21 protein-coding genes are annotated in these 17666 nt (G+C 37.2%); 12 read left to right on the forward strand and 9 right to left on the reverse strand.

Annotated features, from left to right (window positions below; translation table 11 throughout):
* Window positions 1-196: 196 nt before the first annotated feature.
* Window positions 197-616 (forward strand): pyridoxamine 5'-phosphate oxidase family protein, encoded by a 420-nt coding sequence (locus tag AW17_RS08520; RefSeq protein ID WP_280739944.1) that lies wholly within the window; start codon window positions 197-199, stop codon window positions 614-616.
* Window positions 617-686: 70 nt separating this feature from the next.
* On the opposite strand, the gene AW17_RS08525 is transcribed toward AW17_RS08520, so the two are convergent.
* The 3 genes from AW17_RS08525 to AW17_RS08535 all read right to left on the reverse strand — a co-directional run bounded on the left by AW17_RS08525 (window position 687) and on the right by AW17_RS08535 (window position 3349).
* A complete protein-coding gene (locus AW17_RS08525) occupies window positions 687-899 on the reverse strand; it encodes a hypothetical protein (protein ID WP_029275714.1) in 213 nt (70 codons plus the stop codon).
* A 138-nt stretch (window positions 900-1037) separates the two neighbouring features.
* On the reverse strand, window positions 1038-2747 hold the full coding sequence (gene lysS, locus AW17_RS08530; protein WP_029275715.1) for a lysine--tRNA ligase: 1710 nt from the start codon (window positions 2745-2747) through the stop codon (window positions 1038-1040).
* A 275-nt stretch (window positions 2748-3022) separates the two neighbouring features.
* On the reverse strand, window positions 3023-3349 hold the full coding sequence (locus AW17_RS08535) for an MGMT family protein (RefSeq protein ID WP_029275716.1): 327 nt from the start codon (window positions 3347-3349) through the stop codon (window positions 3023-3025).
* A 232-nt stretch (window positions 3350-3581) separates the two neighbouring features.
* Here AW17_RS08535 and AW17_RS08540 point away from each other — a divergent pair, with 232 nt between their 5' ends.
* Window positions 3582-4271, forward strand: a complete 690-nt coding sequence (locus tag AW17_RS08540) for a DUF2461 domain-containing protein (RefSeq protein WP_029275717.1) — start codon at window positions 3582-3584, stop codon at window positions 4269-4271.
* 72 nt (window positions 4272-4343) lie between these two features.
* Here the strand turns inward: AW17_RS08540 and AW17_RS08545 are convergent, their stop codons facing one another.
* From AW17_RS08545 to AW17_RS08560, 4 genes are all read right to left on the reverse strand, one after another.
* Window positions 4344-6260: an AMP-dependent synthetase/ligase gene (locus AW17_RS08545; protein ID WP_029275718.1), complete on the reverse strand. Its 1917-nt coding sequence runs from the start codon at window positions 6258-6260 to the stop codon at window positions 4344-4346.
* Between the two features lie 111 nt (window positions 6261-6371).
* Complete coding sequence (locus tag AW17_RS08550) at window positions 6372-6698, reverse strand: HesB/IscA family protein (RefSeq protein ID WP_025142623.1); 327 nt, start codon at window positions 6696-6698, stop codon at window positions 6372-6374.
* A 78-nt stretch (window positions 6699-6776) separates the two neighbouring features.
* Window positions 6777-7190: a Fe-S cluster assembly scaffold IscU gene (iscU, locus tag AW17_RS08555; protein WP_025142622.1), complete on the reverse strand. Its 414-nt coding sequence runs from the start codon at window positions 7188-7190 to the stop codon at window positions 6777-6779.
* Window positions 7191-7309: 119 nt separating this feature from the next.
* The gene (locus AW17_RS08560) at window positions 7310-8521 is read right to left on the reverse strand and encodes an IscS subfamily cysteine desulfurase (RefSeq protein ID WP_029275719.1); all 1212 of its coding nucleotides are present in this window, start codon (window positions 8519-8521) and stop codon (window positions 7310-7312) included.
* Window positions 8522-8638: 117 nt separating this feature from the next.
* On the opposite strand from AW17_RS08560, the gene mce reads away from it, so the two are divergent.
* Together mce and AW17_RS08570 are read left to right on the forward strand one after the other, a co-directional pair.
* Complete coding sequence (gene mce / locus AW17_RS08565; protein WP_029275720.1) at window positions 8639-9046, forward strand: methylmalonyl-CoA epimerase; 408 nt, start codon at window positions 8639-8641, stop codon at window positions 9044-9046.
* Window positions 9047-9330: 284 nt separating this feature from the next.
* Window positions 9331-9615 (forward strand): hypothetical protein, encoded by a 285-nt coding sequence (locus tag AW17_RS08570; protein ID WP_029275721.1) that lies wholly within the window; start codon window positions 9331-9333, stop codon window positions 9613-9615.
* 10 nt (window positions 9616-9625) lie between these two features.
* Here the strand turns inward: AW17_RS08570 and AW17_RS08575 are convergent, their stop codons facing one another.
* Both AW17_RS08575 and AW17_RS24120 read right to left on the reverse strand, forming a co-directional pair.
* On the reverse strand, window positions 9626-10315 hold the full coding sequence (locus tag AW17_RS08575; RefSeq protein WP_029275722.1) for a hypothetical protein: 690 nt from the start codon (window positions 10313-10315) through the stop codon (window positions 9626-9628).
* A 9-nt stretch (window positions 10316-10324) separates the two neighbouring features.
* Window positions 10325-10492 (reverse strand): hypothetical protein, encoded by a 168-nt coding sequence (locus tag AW17_RS24120; RefSeq protein ID WP_157258143.1) that lies wholly within the window; start codon window positions 10490-10492, stop codon window positions 10325-10327.
* Between the two features lie 379 nt (window positions 10493-10871).
* Here AW17_RS24120 and AW17_RS08580 point away from each other — a divergent pair, with 379 nt between their 5' ends.
* From AW17_RS08580 to AW17_RS08615, 8 genes are all read left to right on the forward strand, one after another.
* Window positions 10872-11120, forward strand: coding sequence for a type B 50S ribosomal protein L31 (locus AW17_RS08580; RefSeq protein ID WP_025142617.1), 249 nt, complete (start codon window positions 10872-10874; stop codon window positions 11118-11120).
* A gap of 72 nt (window positions 11121-11192) precedes the next feature.
* Window positions 11193-12359 carry a putative sugar nucleotidyl transferase gene (locus AW17_RS08585; protein ID WP_029275723.1) on the forward strand — a complete coding sequence of 389 codons (1167 nt, stop codon included), beginning with the start codon at window positions 11193-11195 and terminating at the stop codon, window positions 12357-12359.
* A 47-nt stretch (window positions 12360-12406) separates the two neighbouring features.
* Window positions 12407-13168: a triose-phosphate isomerase gene (gene tpiA / locus AW17_RS08590; protein WP_029275724.1), complete on the forward strand. Its 762-nt coding sequence runs from the start codon at window positions 12407-12409 to the stop codon at window positions 13166-13168.
* Window positions 13169-14026, forward strand: a complete 858-nt coding sequence (prmA, locus tag AW17_RS08595; protein ID WP_029275725.1) for a 50S ribosomal protein L11 methyltransferase — start codon at window positions 13169-13171, stop codon at window positions 14024-14026.
* A 64-nt stretch (window positions 14027-14090) separates the two neighbouring features.
* On the forward strand, window positions 14091-15443 hold the full coding sequence (locus tag AW17_RS08600; protein WP_029275726.1) for a UDP-N-acetylmuramate--L-alanine ligase: 1353 nt from the start codon (window positions 14091-14093) through the stop codon (window positions 15441-15443).
* A gap of 107 nt (window positions 15444-15550) precedes the next feature.
* Entirely contained in the window at window positions 15551-15871 is a 321-nt protein-coding gene (locus AW17_RS08605) for a helix-turn-helix domain-containing protein (protein ID WP_029275727.1), read from the forward strand.
* 119 nt (window positions 15872-15990) lie between these two features.
* Window positions 15991-16470 carry an Lrp/AsnC family transcriptional regulator gene (locus tag AW17_RS08610; protein WP_029275728.1) on the forward strand — a complete coding sequence of 160 codons (480 nt, stop codon included), beginning with the start codon at window positions 15991-15993 and terminating at the stop codon, window positions 16468-16470.
* Between the two features lie 4 nt (window positions 16471-16474).
* Window positions 16475-17404: an EamA family transporter gene (locus AW17_RS08615; RefSeq protein WP_051691713.1), complete on the forward strand. Its 930-nt coding sequence runs from the start codon at window positions 16475-16477 to the stop codon at window positions 17402-17404.
* Window positions 17405-17666 lie beyond the last annotated feature (262 nt).

A 17666-nucleotide genomic window follows, 5' to 3' on the forward strand; every position in this document is an offset into this window, starting at 1 on the left:
TAACCTGAGTTCGATTATTAAATCTCATTTTGTGGCGTTTTAATCAAGTTTTCTGTTAAGACGGTCGTCACCCTGAATTTATTTCAGGGTCTTTCACGCTAAAAAGATGCTGAAATAAATTCAGCAGGACGATAAAGCTGGATTAGGCGTGTATAAGATATGATTTTCAGCTAATAATTATCGAACTCAGGTTAATATTAAAACTGGTGTACCCTTATCGGTAAGGCCAATGGCCATTCAGCAAGTCGATGATGAAGGAAATATTTGGTTTATGAGCATGAAAGACAGTCATAAAAATGATGAGATTTCAACTGATCCTTTTACGCATTTGTTGTTTCAGGCCGGAGCGCATTCGGGTTTTGTAAATATTTATGGAATTTCAGAAATCAGCAGGGATCAGGCTAAAATCGACGAGCTTTGGAGCCCGTTTATCAAAACATGGTTTCAAGGAGGGAAAGGCGATCCTGATATCACCTTAATCAAGGTTATCCCTTCGGAGGGATACTATTGGGATACCAAACACGGTACTGCCGTTGCATTTTTAAAGATGGCAGCGTCGGTAATTACAGGAAAAACAATGGATGATTCGGTAGAGGGAACTTTGGAGGTTGATTAGTGAGGTTAACTGTTTTAATTGGTTAATTGTTAAATTAACTGTTAACTGAGAATTACCAATTGAAAACCGACTATTTATCTCCTAAATAATCAAATCCTTCAAATTCTTCTCTTTGAGCTCTTTTGCTTAAGATATCTTCTTCTTCGGCTTGTACTCTTGAGAAAAATAAGGCTTCGGCCTGGATTCTTTTTATTAACTGGCGTACCAGCGTTAAATCAAAAGCATCTTTGCTTAATTTAATGCAGTATTCTCTTTCGTTGATTTCTAAACTTGACGTATTCATATCGCAATGATTTTAATTATCGATTGCTGTAAATATAGAAAAGGCTTGCTAAACAATTGTTAGCAAGCCTTTTAAGTTTATGTTATGTTTTTGTTAAAATCAAATTCGCAATCGCCTTTTTTCAGGTATCAGATTCGATTATTTATGCGATAGGAATAAGCCATCGTCTGTTTTGGCAACTTTTAAAATTCCTTTTCCTGTTAAAGCTTTTAAGGTTGTATCCCATTTTTTGTTACTCCAATCGGCCAGTTTTCCTTTTACTTCAGTTAACAGATATTGTTCGCCTTCTGAAACCAATGAATATAATTCTGTTTCTTCAGGCGTCATTTCTATTTTCTTTTTCTCAGGACGCATCTGCGGGAAGAATAAAACTTCCTGAATGGTACTTTGGTTGGTCATTAACATCACCAAACGATCAATACCAATGCCCAAACCTGAAGTAGGCGGCATACCATATTCTAATGCACGTACGAAATCATCATCCATGGCCATGGCCTCGTCATCACCGCGGGCAGCTAACTTTAGCTGATCTTCTAAACGCTCTTTTTGGTCAATAGGATCGTTTAATTCTGAATAAGCATTTGCAATCTCTTTACCATTAACAAATAGCTCAAAACGCTCTACCAAACCTTCTGCCGTACGGTGCTTTTTAGCAAGCGGTGTCATTTCGATAGGGTAGTCGGTAATGTAGGTTGGCTGAATTAAATTCGCTTCAACTTTAGCGCCGAAAATTTCATCAATTAATTTACCGCGGCCCATTGTATCATCGATTTCGATGCCTAAGTCTTTACAAGTCTGTGCAATTTCTTCCTCTGTCATCGCCGAAACATCAATTCCGGTATATTTTTGGATCGACTCGTACATGGTTAATTTTTCGTACGGTCCTTCAAAATTAATTTCGTTGGCACCAACTTTAACTACACTAGCACCAGTTGTGGCAATAGCTACTTTTTCTAAACATTCTTCAACCATTGCCATCATCCAGATATAATCTTTATAGGCAACGTATATTTCCATTGAAGTAAATTCAGGGTTATGCGTACGGTCCATCCCTTCATTACGGAACATTTTACCGAATTCATATACACCATCAAAACCTGCAACGATTAATCTTTTTAAATATAACTCATTTGCAATACGCAAATAAAGCGGCATATCTAAAGTATTATGGTGTGTGGCAAAAGGACGCGCAGCAGCACCACCATGGATAGGCTGGAGGATAGGCGTTTCTACTTCCATCCAACCCTGGTTATCAAAATAATTGCGCATGGTGTTAATCACCTTGCTACGTTTAATGAAGATCTGTTTAAAATCAGGATTTACCGTTAAATCTACATAACGCATGCGGTAACGCAATTCCGGATTGGTAAATCCATCATAAACATTACCTTCATCATCGCGCTTAACGATTGGTAGGGGACGTAGTGACTTAGAAAGCACCTTAAATTCAGTAACATGTACAGAAATTTCTCCTGTTTGCGTAGTGAATACATATCCTTTAACCCCAATGAAATCGCCAATATCTAAAAGTTTTTTAAATACTGTGTTATATAAGGTTTTATCATCACCAGGACAAAGTTCGTCGCGCTTTAAGTAGATTTGAATTCTGCCGGTAGAATCCTGTAACTCCGTAAAAGAAGCAGCACCCATAATATTGCGGCTCATAATCCTACCTGCTAATACTACGGTCTTGTATGCTGTCTTATCTACTTCATAATTAGCTAATATATCTGCTGCATATGCATTTACTTCATACGCTTCTGCAGGATAAGGCTCAATGCCTAATGCGCGTAATTGCTTTAGCGACTCACGTCGTAGTACTTCTTGTTCTGATAATCCTATACTCATTTCAGGTATTTTTTGCAAAAGTAATGCTCTTGCATTTTTTGTTATTGTTAAATTTTGGTGCTTTAATGAAAAAGAAATAATTAGCTGATTAAATTTTGAATTAATATTGGAAAAATTCAATTTTCAGTACCAATTAGCTATCCACTTAAAACAGATGGTTGCAAAGATAAGAAAGCTATTGTAATTACTAAATGCTTTATTTGATATAAAACCGCATTTAGCATGTTAAAGCCAATGAGATAAAAAATGGATGATCAGAAACTTTACCGGTAGTATTATTCCATATCAATTAACGGATCCCAAAATACCTTTTTAAGGTTTTGAACTTTCAGGTTTTTAATTTCAACGCCTTCGTTTTCGAGGAGTTCCTGTCTTTTAGCTGTAGATGATGGATCGCCGCTGAGCAAGCCGTTGCTGCTGATTACCCTATAATAAGGCACAGGAGATTGTGCTGCCCCACAAGCGCCAATGGCTCTGGCAACCATTCTCGATAGATTAGGCGTGCCAATGGCTTTTGCAATTGCTCCGTATGATGTTACCCTTCCTTTGGGTATTTCTCTGGTTAAATCCCAAACCTGTTCAAAAAATAAATCGTGTTTCATCGTTCTGGCAAATGATACATAAAGCTATTAAATATATCTGTTTCATAATTCGTGATTGAGAATTTATTTTATTAAGGACTTTTCTATAGTTTCATTGGTCTAATTAGCAACTCCATGGTCAGACCCCTTCGGAAATTTTTAAGTATTTTTTCGATTAAATTTTTTAGCGATATGAATTTAGTGTTTTACAGATGTTATATTTGTTTGGATGTGAATAGCCATTTAAAAAACGATGCCCGATATAAAACAAATACCACCTTCTAGTTTTGAGTTTTTAAGGTTGTTAAAAAATAACAACGAACGTGAGTGGTTTAATGACCATAAAATAGCTTACCAGAAAGAACATGCATATATAGAATCTTTTGCACAGGATTTATTAGATCTTATGAATACCCATGATGTAATTGAAACACCATCGGGAAAGAAAAGTTTATACCGAATTTATCGGGATACCCGTTTTTCCAATGATAAAACACCTTATAAAACACATTGGAGCGGAAGTTTTAAACGGGCAGGTAAACAAAGAAGGGGTGGCTACTATTTTCATATCGAACCAGGCAATAGTTTTGTGGCTGGTGGTTTTTTCGGTCCTTCTCCTCAAGATTTGAAATTGATAAGAGAAAATATAGCTTTTGATGCCGAGCCCTTGAGAGCAATATTAAGTGATAAAACTTTTATTGCTTCCTTCGAGGCTTTGAAAGGCGAACAATTAAAAACTGCTCCAAAGGGTTTTGATGGAGATCATCAGGATATCGATCTGCTACGTTATAAGCAATTTTTGTTAGTTCATCGATTTACCGATCAGGAAGTTTTAAGTAAAGATTACTTAGGATATTGTAATCAGGAATTTAAAAACATGCGACCTTTCTTTGATTATATGAGCGAAATATTAACAACCGATGCAAATGGATTGGATCTATAACTGATTTTTAATATTGCTGCAAAAAATTAAAGGGTCACCATGCTAATTTTGTAATGATGACCCTTTATTTAATTATGATTCCGCTTCTATACCTTCCTCATACATTTCGTTAATGGCTTCGGCATATTTCTTTTCTACAATACGGCGCTTAACTTTCATGGTTGGGGTAATTTCTCCTTCGTCTATATTGAAGGGATTACGCTTGATCTTAAAGTTTTTAATGCGCTCAAATTTGGCCAGCTCGTTCGAGATTTTCTTAATGTCCTGCTCCATCCAATCTACAATTTCCTGATCGCGGATAAAAGGATCAGCCTCTTCAAAAAACGATGGTTTGAGTTTAAAGGTTTCTTCTAAAGTTTCTTTGTTCGGGATAATAATTGCTGTAATAAACTCGCGTTTATCTCCGATTAAAAAAAGCTGATCAATTTTTGGGCTTTTCAGGTAAATGTTTTCTACCGGGGTAGGGTAAACATTTTTGCCGTAAGCATTTACGATCATGTTTTTTAAACGGTCTGTAATCTGCAGGTTGCCTTTATAAAAGCGACCAATATCTCCGGTATGGAACCACATGTCTTTATCTATCGCTTCGGCTGTTTCTGCTGGTTTATTAAAGTAACCTTTCATTACGCAATGACCGCGCACAATTACTTCACCTTCGGCGCATTCAAATTCTTCGTTAAAAGTATTGTGCGTTTGGATACTGAGCATCTCTTTGCTTTCTACATCTTGTATGCCTACTTCAATACCAGGGATCACACGACCAACCGTGCCATAAACCTGTCTGTGGTATTCGGTAACCGACATTACGGGCGAAGTTTCTGTTAAGCCAAATCCTTCTAATATTTTAATGCCCAGATCGCCAAAAAATTCACCCACATTTTTAGGCAGGGCGGCACCGCCCGAAATCATAAACTTTAAACGTCCGCCGGTTTTCTCTTTAATTTTACTGAAAACCAGTTTCTCTGCTATTCCTTTTTTGGCTGATAAAATGAAGCCTGGGTTTTTGCCGGCCTCTTTTGCTAAACGGTATTTGTTGCCCGTTTCTAAAGCCCAGGTAAATATTTTTGCTTTTGTGCCCCCACCAGCTGTTCCTCCTTTTATGGCTTTATCGTGTATCCGCTCCAATAAACGCGGAACGCAGCTCATTACCGTAGGACGAACTTCTCCCATATTTTTTGCCAATAGTTCTAAACTTTGGGCAAATGCAATTTTACAACCTTGTGCGCAGCAAACATGGTAAGTTGCTGTACGCTCGAATACGTGAGATAGCGGTAGAAAGGAAAGGAAAGTTTCCGTTTGATCGATCACAGGGATCTGTTGCAAGCAAACCTCCACATTCTTAACAAAGTTATAATGGGTAAGCATTACACCTTTTGGGGTTCCTGTTGTTCCCGAGGTGTAAATTAAAGAGGAAACATCGTCAGGTAAAACTAAACTTCTACATTGGTCAATGTCAGCCCTTTCGGCAGCCGTAACCTGATGTTTAAGCGCCAGGATATCAGAAAAGGCGATAACTTCTACATTTACGTCGGTAGGAATGGTAACTTTTTCAAAATCTTTAAAGGCAGGAATAATATATTTTAACTGTTTGCAATTGGCTGCTACCTTTAATACTTTACGGTATAGAAAGTTATTCCCAATAAGAATAGCTTTTATGCCAGAATCGTTAATGATATAAGCTACTTCCTGTTCAGAAAGTGTAGGGTAAATGGATACGTTAATTACACCAATCTGCTGTATTCCCTGATCATAATATACGTACTCAGGAGAATTCTCGATCATTAAGCCTAGTCTGTCACCTTTTTTTATTCCTTTCTCTAAAAAGAAGGCAGAAACAGCGTCGGCTCTTTTTAAAGTATCTTCATAAGAAATTTCAGCCCATTCTGCACCTTGTTTATGAATCAAAAAGGTTTCTTGAGGTTTATGGATGTTTTTTACAACATTCCGCAACAAGGTAGGAACAGTTGAAAATTCGTTTATTAGTGGCATGCTCGTATTGGTTCGCTAATTATAATTAACAATTATAAGGCTTTTTGGTTTAAAAATACAAAAGGGCCCCGAAATTTTCGGGGCCCTTTAAATAATATGTTTTATAAGATTTTAAACAGAGAAGCTTTCGCCACAGCCACAGCTACGACTGGCATTTGGGTTTATAAAGTTAAAACCTTTTCCATTTAAACCGTCAGTAAAGTCGAGTTCAGTTCCAGCCAAATAAAGGAATGATTTCATATCCAAAGCAATTTTGATTCCCCTGTCCTCAAAAAACTGATCGCCTTTTTGTTCTTCGTTATCAAAATCTAAATTGTATGATAAGCCCGAACAGCCACCACCTTTTACCGAAACGCGTAAAAAGTAATCAGAACCCATTTCCGAATCCTGCATTAAGTGGGTGATTTTTTCTTTTGCTTTATCTGTTATTGTGATCATAGTATCGAGTATTTAGTATCTAGTATCAAGATTGAATTATTATAGTCTTGATACTAGATACTTATGTCTTGTTACTTATTAATGGTGCGATTTTTCCAATACAATTGCTTCTAAACCATTTTTAACGCGATAATCGTTAATGGCCGATTTAATTGCATCTTCTGCCAAAACCGAGCAGTGAATTTTTACTGGAGGTAAAGCCAATTCTTCAACAATATCCATGTTATCGATAGATAAAGCCTCATCAATTGTTTTTCCTTTTAACCATTCGGTAGCTAAAGAAGAAGAAGCAATAGCCGAACCACAGCCAAATGTTTTAAATTTAGCATCTGTGATTACGTTATCTTCTCCAACTTCAATTTGTAAACGCATTACGTCGCCACACTCAGGTGCACCAACTAATCCCGTTCCTACAAATTTGCTGTCTTTATTTAAAGTACCTACGTTACGTGGGTTATTGTAATGGTCAATTACTTTTTCTGAATATGCCATGATTTTATTTTTTAATCTCCTTACGGAGCAAATTTTTTAATTAATTTTCAGTTTGGCGATCTGCGTAAGGCGTTTGGCGATTAACCTTCTACCTTAAGCCTTTCAGCCCTCTACCTTTCTTAGTGTTCCGCCCACTCAATTTTACTCAAGTCAATTCCTTCTTTAAACATTTCCCAAAGTGGAGAAAGTTCTCTTAAGTGATTAACCGCTTTTTGAGTCACTTCAATAGCCTGATCGATTTCTGCTTCAGTTGTAAATCTTCCCAAACCATAACGGATAGAAGAGTGTGCTAAATCATCAGATAAACCCAAGCTTTTTAATACATATGATGGTTCTAAAGATGCTGAAGTACAAGCCGATCCTGAAGATACTGCTAAATCACTCATCGCCATCATTAAACCTTCACCCTCAACATATTTGAAAGAGATATTGGCTACGTGTGGTAAACGGTGTTGTGTATTACCATTAACATAACTCTCTTCCATTTTGTTCAAAGTAGTTTCTAATTTATCGCGTAAAGCAGCTAAACGAACTGATTCGCTTTCCATTTCTAAACGGCAAAGTTCGCAAGCTTTACCTAAACCTACAATACCAGGAACGTTTAATGTACCAGAACGCATTCCGCGCTCGTGGCCACCACCATCCATTTGTGCAGTAACTTTAACCCTTGGGTTTTTACGACGAACGTAAAGTACACCAACACCTTTCGGACCATACATTTTGTGTGCCGAGAAAGCCATTAAATCGATACCATCAGCATTTACATCAACCGGAATTTTACCAACTGCCTGCGTAGCATCAGTCATAAATAAAGCACCGTGTTTGTGTGCAATTGCTGCAATTTCTTTAACCGGTTGGATTACGCCAATTTCGTTGTTGCCATACATAATTGAAACTAAAATCGTTTCAGGAGTCATGGCAGCTTCTAATTCAGCTAAATCAATTAAACCGTCTTCTTTAACGCCTAAATAAGTTACACGTGCTCCGTTTTTCTCTAAGTGTTTGCAGGTATCTAAAACTGCTTTATGTTCAGTAACCGCAGTTATAATGTGGTTACCTTTTTCTTTGTACATTTCAAATACACCTTTAATAGCCAGGTTATCGGCCTCAGTTGCACCTGATGTAAAAATAATTTCTTTTTCAGTACAGCCGATTAGTTTGGCTACCTGCTCACGGGCATAATCTACACCCTCTTCAGCCACCCAGCCAAACGCGTGATTACGACTTGCGGCATTTCCAAATTTCTCTGTAAAGTAAGGTAGCATTGCTTCCAACACCCTAGGATCTAACGGGGTGGTTGCATTATTATCTAAATATATCGGCTGTTTCATCTCTATTCTGTTAATTATAACACAAAGATACGAAAAAACTTATTTAACAATTATAAATAATAGCTATGACCTTATAGAGAAAAGCCGCATTTTTACATTCACATAACCTTATAATCTATGAATAAGATAGAACACATCGGCATCGCGGTAAAAGACCTTAACAGTTCTATAGATATTTATCAGAAACTATTGAATACCGATTGCTATAAAACTGAGCAAGTTGCATCCGAATTTGTAAATACGGCTTTCTTTAAAACTGGCGAAAACAAGATAGAACTGCTGCAGGCTACTGCTCCAGATAGTGCAATTGCTAAATTTATCGAAAAAAAAGGAGAGGGGGTTCATCATGTCGCTTTTCTGGTTGATGATATCCTGGCAGAAATGGAACGCCTGCACAAAGAAGGTTTTGTGCTGCTCAGCGAGTCGCCAAAAAAAGGTGCAGACAATAAAATGGTGTGTTTTGTACATCCAAAGGATACCAATGGTGTGTTGATCGAGATTTGCCAGGAAATTAAATGGATATAAGAGATTAAACGGAAAATGAGTTTAGTTTTTCGATACCGTCATCCTCGCGCATGCGGGGATCTTAAAGCGGTTAAATAACCGCGTTATAATTTTGAAAACGAAAGCTCCGTATTCCATAGCCTCTTCAGTCCTGCTAACCGCTATAGTCCCGATGAAGAATCGGGAGCTGCCGCTATTATCAGGTTTATTTAAATTGGCCTGTGTTTCTTCGGTTAGTGCAAATTGCCTACTCTAATGTTAATAAAATCGATCTTAAAATCCAGTAATCCTAAAAATCCTGTTCCATGTCATTAATTAGTATCATCAACAAAGATTTCGATATACCAGATGATCTTTCTGAGAATCAGTTGCGCGATGCATTGGTTGATGCCTTTGCTTATTTAATCGATAACGACTTTCCGAAACTGATCCAGATTTTATATAAGGCAGATGTAGATCAGTATAAATTAAAGGAACTGCTGGAAACGGTTGAAGGCTCGAGTTCGGCTGAAGTAATTGCCGATGCCTACATTGCCCGTCAGAAGGCTAAAATAGAAACCTGGAAAAAATACAGTCAAAAGAAGGATTAGGAGTGAAAGCTTATCCTTGCGAAGGATTAAAACGGTTGTACATATCCATATCAAAAAACGAAATGGAATTGATCTTATCCGCTTTTAGTACGAGATCAGTTTTTAACTCATCTGTATTTGCAACCGAGCCATCTTCAATATAGCTGGCATAAACCGTTAAATACTGGGTGGTAAAAACCAGTTCTTTATCGTCAGCCTTGCGATAGCCGCTAAAGGCAGGGGTAATTCGGATATAACTGGTGGTAAAGGGTTTGGGCAGCTCTTTAACCCAGCCAATGTAAAATTTGCCGCTATCCATGGTAAACTGTAAGAGATGGGCATCAAAAAAAGAAGAACTCAGTAAAAGCTCAAATTCATTTCCTGAAGTAGATATCGCTCTTTTAATGGCCTTAAGCCTGTTAATGAAAAGATTTGCGATTTCTGTTGCGCCTACAGCAACAAATAACGACATGCTCGTGGTTCCGAAATAAGGGGTATGGATAGGGAGTAGTTTACTTAACTGTTCAACGGTTTCAGGAAAGATGGCAATGAATAATCCTCTTAATAAGAAGCATACACCTAAAAGCAGGATGCCTGCAAAAGCAGAATTTAACAGTACACGTTGGTTTTCTAGCCGATATTGTACGTATCTAAGGTATCTGAACCTAATAAGAATATAATAGCCGCCTACAAGAGGGAATAAGAGCAGGTTAAAAGGCATCTATATTGGCTATTTCTTGTTTTTATCTTTTTCTATCTTTTTGAAAATACTCGATTCCATTAAAGCACCCACCATTTGTCTGATCCTTGGCTGTGCAAAGAAATCGGGGCTTTTAATGTAGAGCTTTCCGCTACTGCTAGAATGGATAATTCCATCAAACTCGCTATCTTTTCTCATATATCAAATTTACATATTTTTTTAAATATCTGAAAAACAATATTCAGTCCAAAAAATTTAGGTTTGTTATATTATATGTGGATGGAGCAATCGTTTTACAATAAACATTGTTTAAATCAGCTTTACTAAAACAGATGCCTGGAAATCTTATAATTAAAATTTTAATTTAGGCTTGTAAATCAAAAATAAAATTAAGATATTTGCATCCTCTAAAATAGAGGTAGAAAGACTAATAGGAAATGTCATAAGCGTTGTTGCCAGCAAATTGCAAAAATGTTCTTGATGCTTTCACACAAATAACTTAAAATAATATTCAAATGAAACCATCGAAGCATTAGCGAGATAGCTTCATCACAATTAAAAGAAAATAAAAAACACGATGAAAAAAGATTTGCACCCAACAAGCTACAGACCAGTTGTTTTTAAAGACATGTCTAACGAATATGCTTTCTTAACAAAATCTTGCGTAGATACTAAAGAAACAATTAAATGGGAAGATGGTAATGAGTATCCTCTTTATAAATTAGAGATTTCTCACACTTCACACCCTTTTTATACTGGTAAAATGAAATTGGTTGATACAGCAGGACGTATTGATAAATTCAAAAACCGTTACGCTAAGAAATAATTTTAGCAACAAAAAACATTTTTTGAAGTCCCTTTGCCAAAAGCATCGGGACTTTTTTTATTTTTGTTGCTTATGACAATCAATCTTTTTGATGATGCTTCTTGGATGTCTCTACGTCCGCTTACGTTTACCAGGCCTGTGGCCGATTTACGCATAGGGATTTTAACCATTGCCGAGAAATGGGCTAAATATTTAAAAGCCGATTTTGGCTTTCATGCCCAAGATTACCTCTCTGTAAAGTTTGCGCCAAAACCCAATGCCGATTTGTTTATAAACGGTTCTGTTTGCCCGGATGAAGCTTTGCTAAACGCCATAGACAAACTTAAAGCAGGTGAAGTGCTTTACAAAAGAGATGTCATAATCGCATATATCGCAGATCAGCACGACTTAGAATCGGTTAAATCGCTAAAGCCGATAGAATACACAGCTGATTTTATACAGATTGTTTATCCTGAACATATTTTTGGTAATAATCCCGGCGAGATCAGAAAAGATTTTAAATTATTAACCGAAGGACGCAGTTCGGCAAAGTTAAGCAGTACCAATCAGCTACTCGGAGATGATATTTTTTTAGAGGAAGGGGCAAAAGCCGAATGTAGCGTATTTAATAGTACTTACGGACCGATTTATATCGGTAAGAATGCCGAGGTTTGGGAAGGCTCTTTAATAAGGGGCTCCTTTGCGCTTTGTGATCACTCTTCTATAAAAATGGGGGCCAAAATATATTCAGGTACTACCATAGGTCCGAATAGCCGTGCAGGAGGTGAAATTAACAATTCGGTAATCTGGGGCAACTCTGCTAAAGGCCATGAGGGTTATTTAGGCAATTCGGTAATGGGCGAATGGTGCAATATAGGTGCTGATACCAATAATTCGAATTTAAAAAATAATTATGCCGAAGTAAAACTTTACGATTACGAAAGCAAAAAAATGCGGAATACTAACTTGCAGTTTTGCGGTTTAATTATGGCCGATCATGCTAAATCTGGCATAAATACCATGTTTAACACGGGTACTGTGGTTGGTATTGGAGCCAATGTTTTTGGTGCAGGCTTCCCGCCAAACCATATTCCTGATTTTAGTTGGGGAGGCGCCAGCGGTTTCGATACCTATAAACTGAATAAAATGTTCGAAACAACCGAAAAGGTATTTGCCCGAAAAAATATAGCTTTCGATGAGGTAGAAAAAGATATCATTACTAAAGTATTTGAATTAACTGAATCGTATAGACGATTTTAATATAAAACCCGATCTGGAAAGATCAACCAAGCATTAAATAATACAAAATGAGAAAAAAGATTGTTGCCGGTAACTGGAAAATGAACTTAGATTATAACGAAGGTGTTTCGTTATTCAGCGAAATCGTAAATATGGTTAAAGATGAGCGCAAAGGCGATCAGCTGGCTATTATTTGCTCACCGTTTATTCACTTAAACAGCTTGGCAAAATTGGGTGGTAACGATGTTAAAATTGGCGCTCAAAATATTAGCGATAAAGAAAGCGGAGCATATACAGGCGAAACTTCAGCTAAAATGGTGAAATCTGTTGGTGCAGAATACGTTATTTTAGGTCACTCAGAACGCAGACAATATTTCGCTGAAAGCGATGCTTTATTAGCTGAAAAAACTAAAGTTGCCTTGGCGAATGGCCTAATACCAATTTTCTGTATTGGCGAAACTTTAGACGAGCGTAACAACGGTAGTTATTATGAAGTATTAAAAAAACAGTTGGTAGAAGGTATTTTTAGTTTAACTGAAGAAGACTTCAAAAAATTGGTTATTGCTTACGAGCCAGTTTGGGCTATCGGCACAGGTTTAACTGCGTCTCCTGAGCAAGCGCAAGATATTCATGCTTTTATCCGCAGTGAAATTCAAGCTAACTATGGTTTTAATGTGGCTGATGATACAACCATTTTATATGGAGGTAGCTGTAACCCAGGCAACGCTGCAAGTTTATTCTCTCAGAACGATATTGATGGCGGCCTAATTGGTGGTGCATCGTTAAAATCACGCGATTTTACAGATATTATTAAAGCATTAAATAGCTAAATGCAATATACAAAAGCAATATTTACATTCAAAGGTATCGAAGACTATCAACAGGATCTGCTCATTAGCGATCTTGCCGATCTAGGCTTTGATACTTTCGAAGATAGTGAGGGTGGTTTTACGGCTTTCGTAATCAAAGACAATTTTAACGAGCAGGAATTAAAAGACCTCCTGGCAAATTATAGCGAAGAATTTACAACAACATATACTTTAGAGGATGTTGCCGATGAAAACTGGAATGCCGAATGGGAGAAAAACTTTAGTCCGCTGATTATTGATGATGTGTGTTATGTAAGGGCAACCTTTCATGAGCCGCAGCCATCGTATCCGTACGAGATCGTAATCGATCCTAAAATGGCTTTTGGTACTGGTCATCATCAAACGACCACGATGGTAATGCAGTATATTTTAGCTGCCGATTTAAAGGATAAAAATATCCTGGATATGGGCTGCGGTACCGGAATTTTGGCCATTCTGGCTGCAAAACTGGGTGCTAAAAGCTTAATGGCCATCGATTATGATGATATCTGTTACGAAAGCACCATAGAAAATGCTGCACTTAACCAGGTAGATAATCTAAAGGCGCTTTGTGGTAGTAAAGAGGTGATTCCTAACGAGGAGTATGATGTTATTTTTGCCAATATCAATAGAAATATACTTCTGGATCAGATTCACCGTTACGCCGAGGTATTGAAAGCCGGAGGCAAAATTTTCTTCAGTGGATTTTATTTAGATCCTGATTTAGGAATGATTACTGCTGAATGTGCTAAATACGGCATCAAATACGTCGATCATAAACAAAATGGCGATTGGGTTGCGGCTCAGTTTGAAAAGAAGGTGGAAGGACGGAAGGTTTAGGGTTTAAGGTTTAAGGCAAAGGGTTAGTTCTCAAATCTCCTGTTTCACGTCTAAAATAAAAAATATGCACATACATTTTATTGCGATTGGTGGAAGCGCAATGCACAATCTGGCCATCGCCTTACATAAAAAAGGGTATCAAATTTCGGGATCTGATGATGTGATTTTTGAGCCTGCAAAATCCCGTTTAGATAAATACGGACTATTGCCTGCTGAAATGGGTTGGGATGAAAATCGCATCTCAAGCGACCTGGATGCTGTAATTTTAGGTATGCATGCCCGTATCGATAATCCAGAGTTATTGAAAGCGCAAGAATTAGGCGTTAAAATCTATTCTTATCCTGAATATATTTACGAGCAAAGTAAAAATAAATTACGCGTAGTAATTGGTGGTAGTCATGGTAAAACAACTATCACCAGTATGATTTTACATGTGCTTAATTACTATAAACGCGATTTCGATTATTTGGTTGGTGCACAGCTGGCCGGCTTCGAAACAATGGTTAAGGTTACCGAAGAAGCACCTGTAATGATTATTGAAGGTGATGAGTATTTAGCTTCGCCGATTGATAGAAGACCTAAATTTCATCTTTACAAGGCAAACGTGGCTGTAATTAGTGGTATTGCATGGGATCACATCAATGTTTTTCCTACCTATGCCGATTATACTTCGCAGTTTGATAAATTTATCGATACGATTAAAGATAACGGAACTTTAATTTATTGTGAAGCAGATGCTGATTTAAATGAAATTGTAACGCAATCAAAAGCCAACGTTACAAAAATTGCTTATGCTATTCCTGAACATGAAATTAGAAACGGGATTACTTACCTGCTTCCAGAAGAAACTGCTTTAAAGATATTTGGCGATCACAACCTGATGAACCTGAATGCAGCTAAATTGGTATGCAAACAATTGGAAATCAATGCAAAAGAATTTGATGCTGCCATTTCTTCATTTACTGGTGCAGCTAAACGTTTAGAAGTGATCTCAGCTGATGAATCGACTAATGTTTACAAAGATTTTGCGCATTCGCCGTCAAAGTTAAAAGCTACTATCGATGCTGTTAAAGCGCAGTTTACCAATCGAAAATTAGTAGCCTGTATCGAATTGCATACTTTCAGTAGCCTGAATAAAGATTTTTTAAAAGAATATACAGGAGCAATGGATAAAGCCGATGAGGCAATTGTTTTTATAGATATTAAATCTTTTGAACAAAAACGGATGGAGCCTTTTTCTGAAGACGATGTTCAGCAGGCCTTTGCTAATCCAAAACTGAAATTTTTTAATGATGCAACTAAGTTAAAAGCTTATTTATTGAGCTTGAATTATAAAAACACTAATCTACTCATGATGAGTTCTGGCAATTACGCAGGTTTCGATCTGCCTGAGTTGGCAGCTTCTTTAAAGAAGTGAGATTTGAGATATGAGATTTGAGACGAATTCATTTGCTCAAATCTCGTGTCTTTGATACGTCTCTTGATATGTGTGTCTCATATCTCAAATCTAATATCTAAAAAAGAATGAAAAGCATCGGAGATAACATTAAGCAAAGTAGGTTGGCCTTAGGTTTAAGTCAGGCGGATGCTGCTAAAAAACTTAATATTTCTACTCCTGCTTTTTGTAAAATAGAGACAGGCCAAACCGATCTCAATATTTCCCGTTTACTCCAGATTTCCAAAACGTTTAAGGTTCCTGTAGCGCAGTTGATATCTGGGCAGTCTGTAATACCAGATTCATCAGAAGAACTCGTTGCACTTAAAAAAGAACTGATCGAAAAGGAAGAAGAAATTAATAGGCTCCGTAAAAAGGTTATCGATCTGTATGATAAACTCGGAATATAAAAATCGGTTAATCTGTTCTTTTGCCGACTAATTATCATAATAAGATAATAAATAAGAATAAAATTCATTTTTAATTAAATTATTATGAATTTTATTCTAAATATTTATATTTTTATAGAATGGTAATCGAAAGCAATTTTAGTTTAGATCATATCGATCTGGCTATACTCAGACTTATGCAGGATAATGCCCGGATCTCGAATGTAGATTTAGCAAAGGCATTGGATCTAGTTCCTTCAGCTGTGTTGGAACGGGTAAAGAAGTTGGAAAAGAAAAATGTAATTACCCAATATAATGCCCGGATAAACCCTGTGGCACTCGATTTAAAATTACTAGCCTTTATTTCAATGAAATCATCTCAAAGTTTGGGCTGTAGTGATACCGCAAACGAACTGGCAAAAATACCCGATGTACAAGAAGTACACGTTATTGCAGGAGATGACTGCTTTCTGATTAAGGTGAGGACAGCAGATTCGGCCTCATTAATGGCTTTACTGCGAGATGAATTTAGTAAGATTCCGAATATTTTATCGGTTAAAACCACGATTGTGCTGGAGACTGTGAAAGAACAACAAAAATTAGTAATCCCTGAAAAATAAGCATATGGCAAATTTAAATAAAACAGCATCGCCGGTAATGGTTTACCTGGCATTTGCTATCGTATACATCGTTTGGGGCTCTACCTACTTTTTTATCCAGAAAGCATTGGCTGGTTTCCCACCTTTCATTTTAGGCGCTTTCCGTTTTTCTATTGCGGGATTGCTGATGCTAACCTGGTGCAAGATTAAAGGAGAAGATATTTTTAACCTAAAAACCATCAAAATTGCTGCCGTAAGCGGTATTTTAATGTTGGGTTTGGGTAATGGAATCGTAATTTGGGTAGAGCAGTTTATTCCGAGCGGTTTAGTAGCCATTATGGTAGCCTCGGCGGCGATCTGGTTCGTGATTCTGGATAAATCGCATTGGAAAGAAAATCTGAGCAATAAGTACATTGTATCGGGTTTAGTAATTGGCTTTTTAGGAGTGGTGCTCTTGTTTGGAGGCCAGATTGTACAAGCACTTGATAAACCTCAAAGTAATCTGCAGATTATAGGTATGGTATTACTCGTTTTCGGGCCAATAGCTTGGGCTGGAGGATCGCTTTATTCGAAATATCATCCCACTACCGGCAGTTCGGTTTCTGTTAATACAGGCTGGCAGATGTTGACGGCCAGTTTGGCTTTTTTACCTGGAGGTTTTTTGAAATCAGAATTTAAGTTGTTGGATTGGGAGAAAATACCACTTGATGCCTGGTTATCTATTATTTACCTTATTCTGTTTGGTTCAATTGCCGCGTTTAGTGCTTATGTGTGGTTGTTAAAGGTGCGTCCAGCTACCCAAGTGAGCACCTATGCTTATGTAAACCCGGTAGTGGCTGTTTTACTGAGTTTAACTTTTACCAACGAAGTGATCGGCCTTACCCAGATTATTGGATTGGTAATTATTTTGGGAAGTGTACTCCTGATAAATTTGCCGAAATATAAAAGTGCATAGATTATTATAGTGGAATCGTCATTTCGACTGTAGTGCAACGAAATGGAGAAATCTGCGATGTAAAACTTAAAAAGCTGAGTCCGATTAATACTTTAGTCAAAATAATTGTTTTTAGCACCTTGGAATAAGGAGATCGTCATGCTGAATTTATTTTACAAGTAGAAATAGTATTTTCAATTGTCTTGTAGCTACTACGTGGTCAGCATCTTTCTGCTCATTAAGACCCTGAAATAAATTTACTGCGTAGCTTTCCGCTGCGCTA

Origin of the sequence: Pedobacter borealis DSM 19626, assembly GCF_000708285.2 — a bacterium.
Lineage (GTDB): Bacteria > Bacteroidota > Bacteroidia > Sphingobacteriales > Sphingobacteriaceae > Pedobacter > Pedobacter borealis.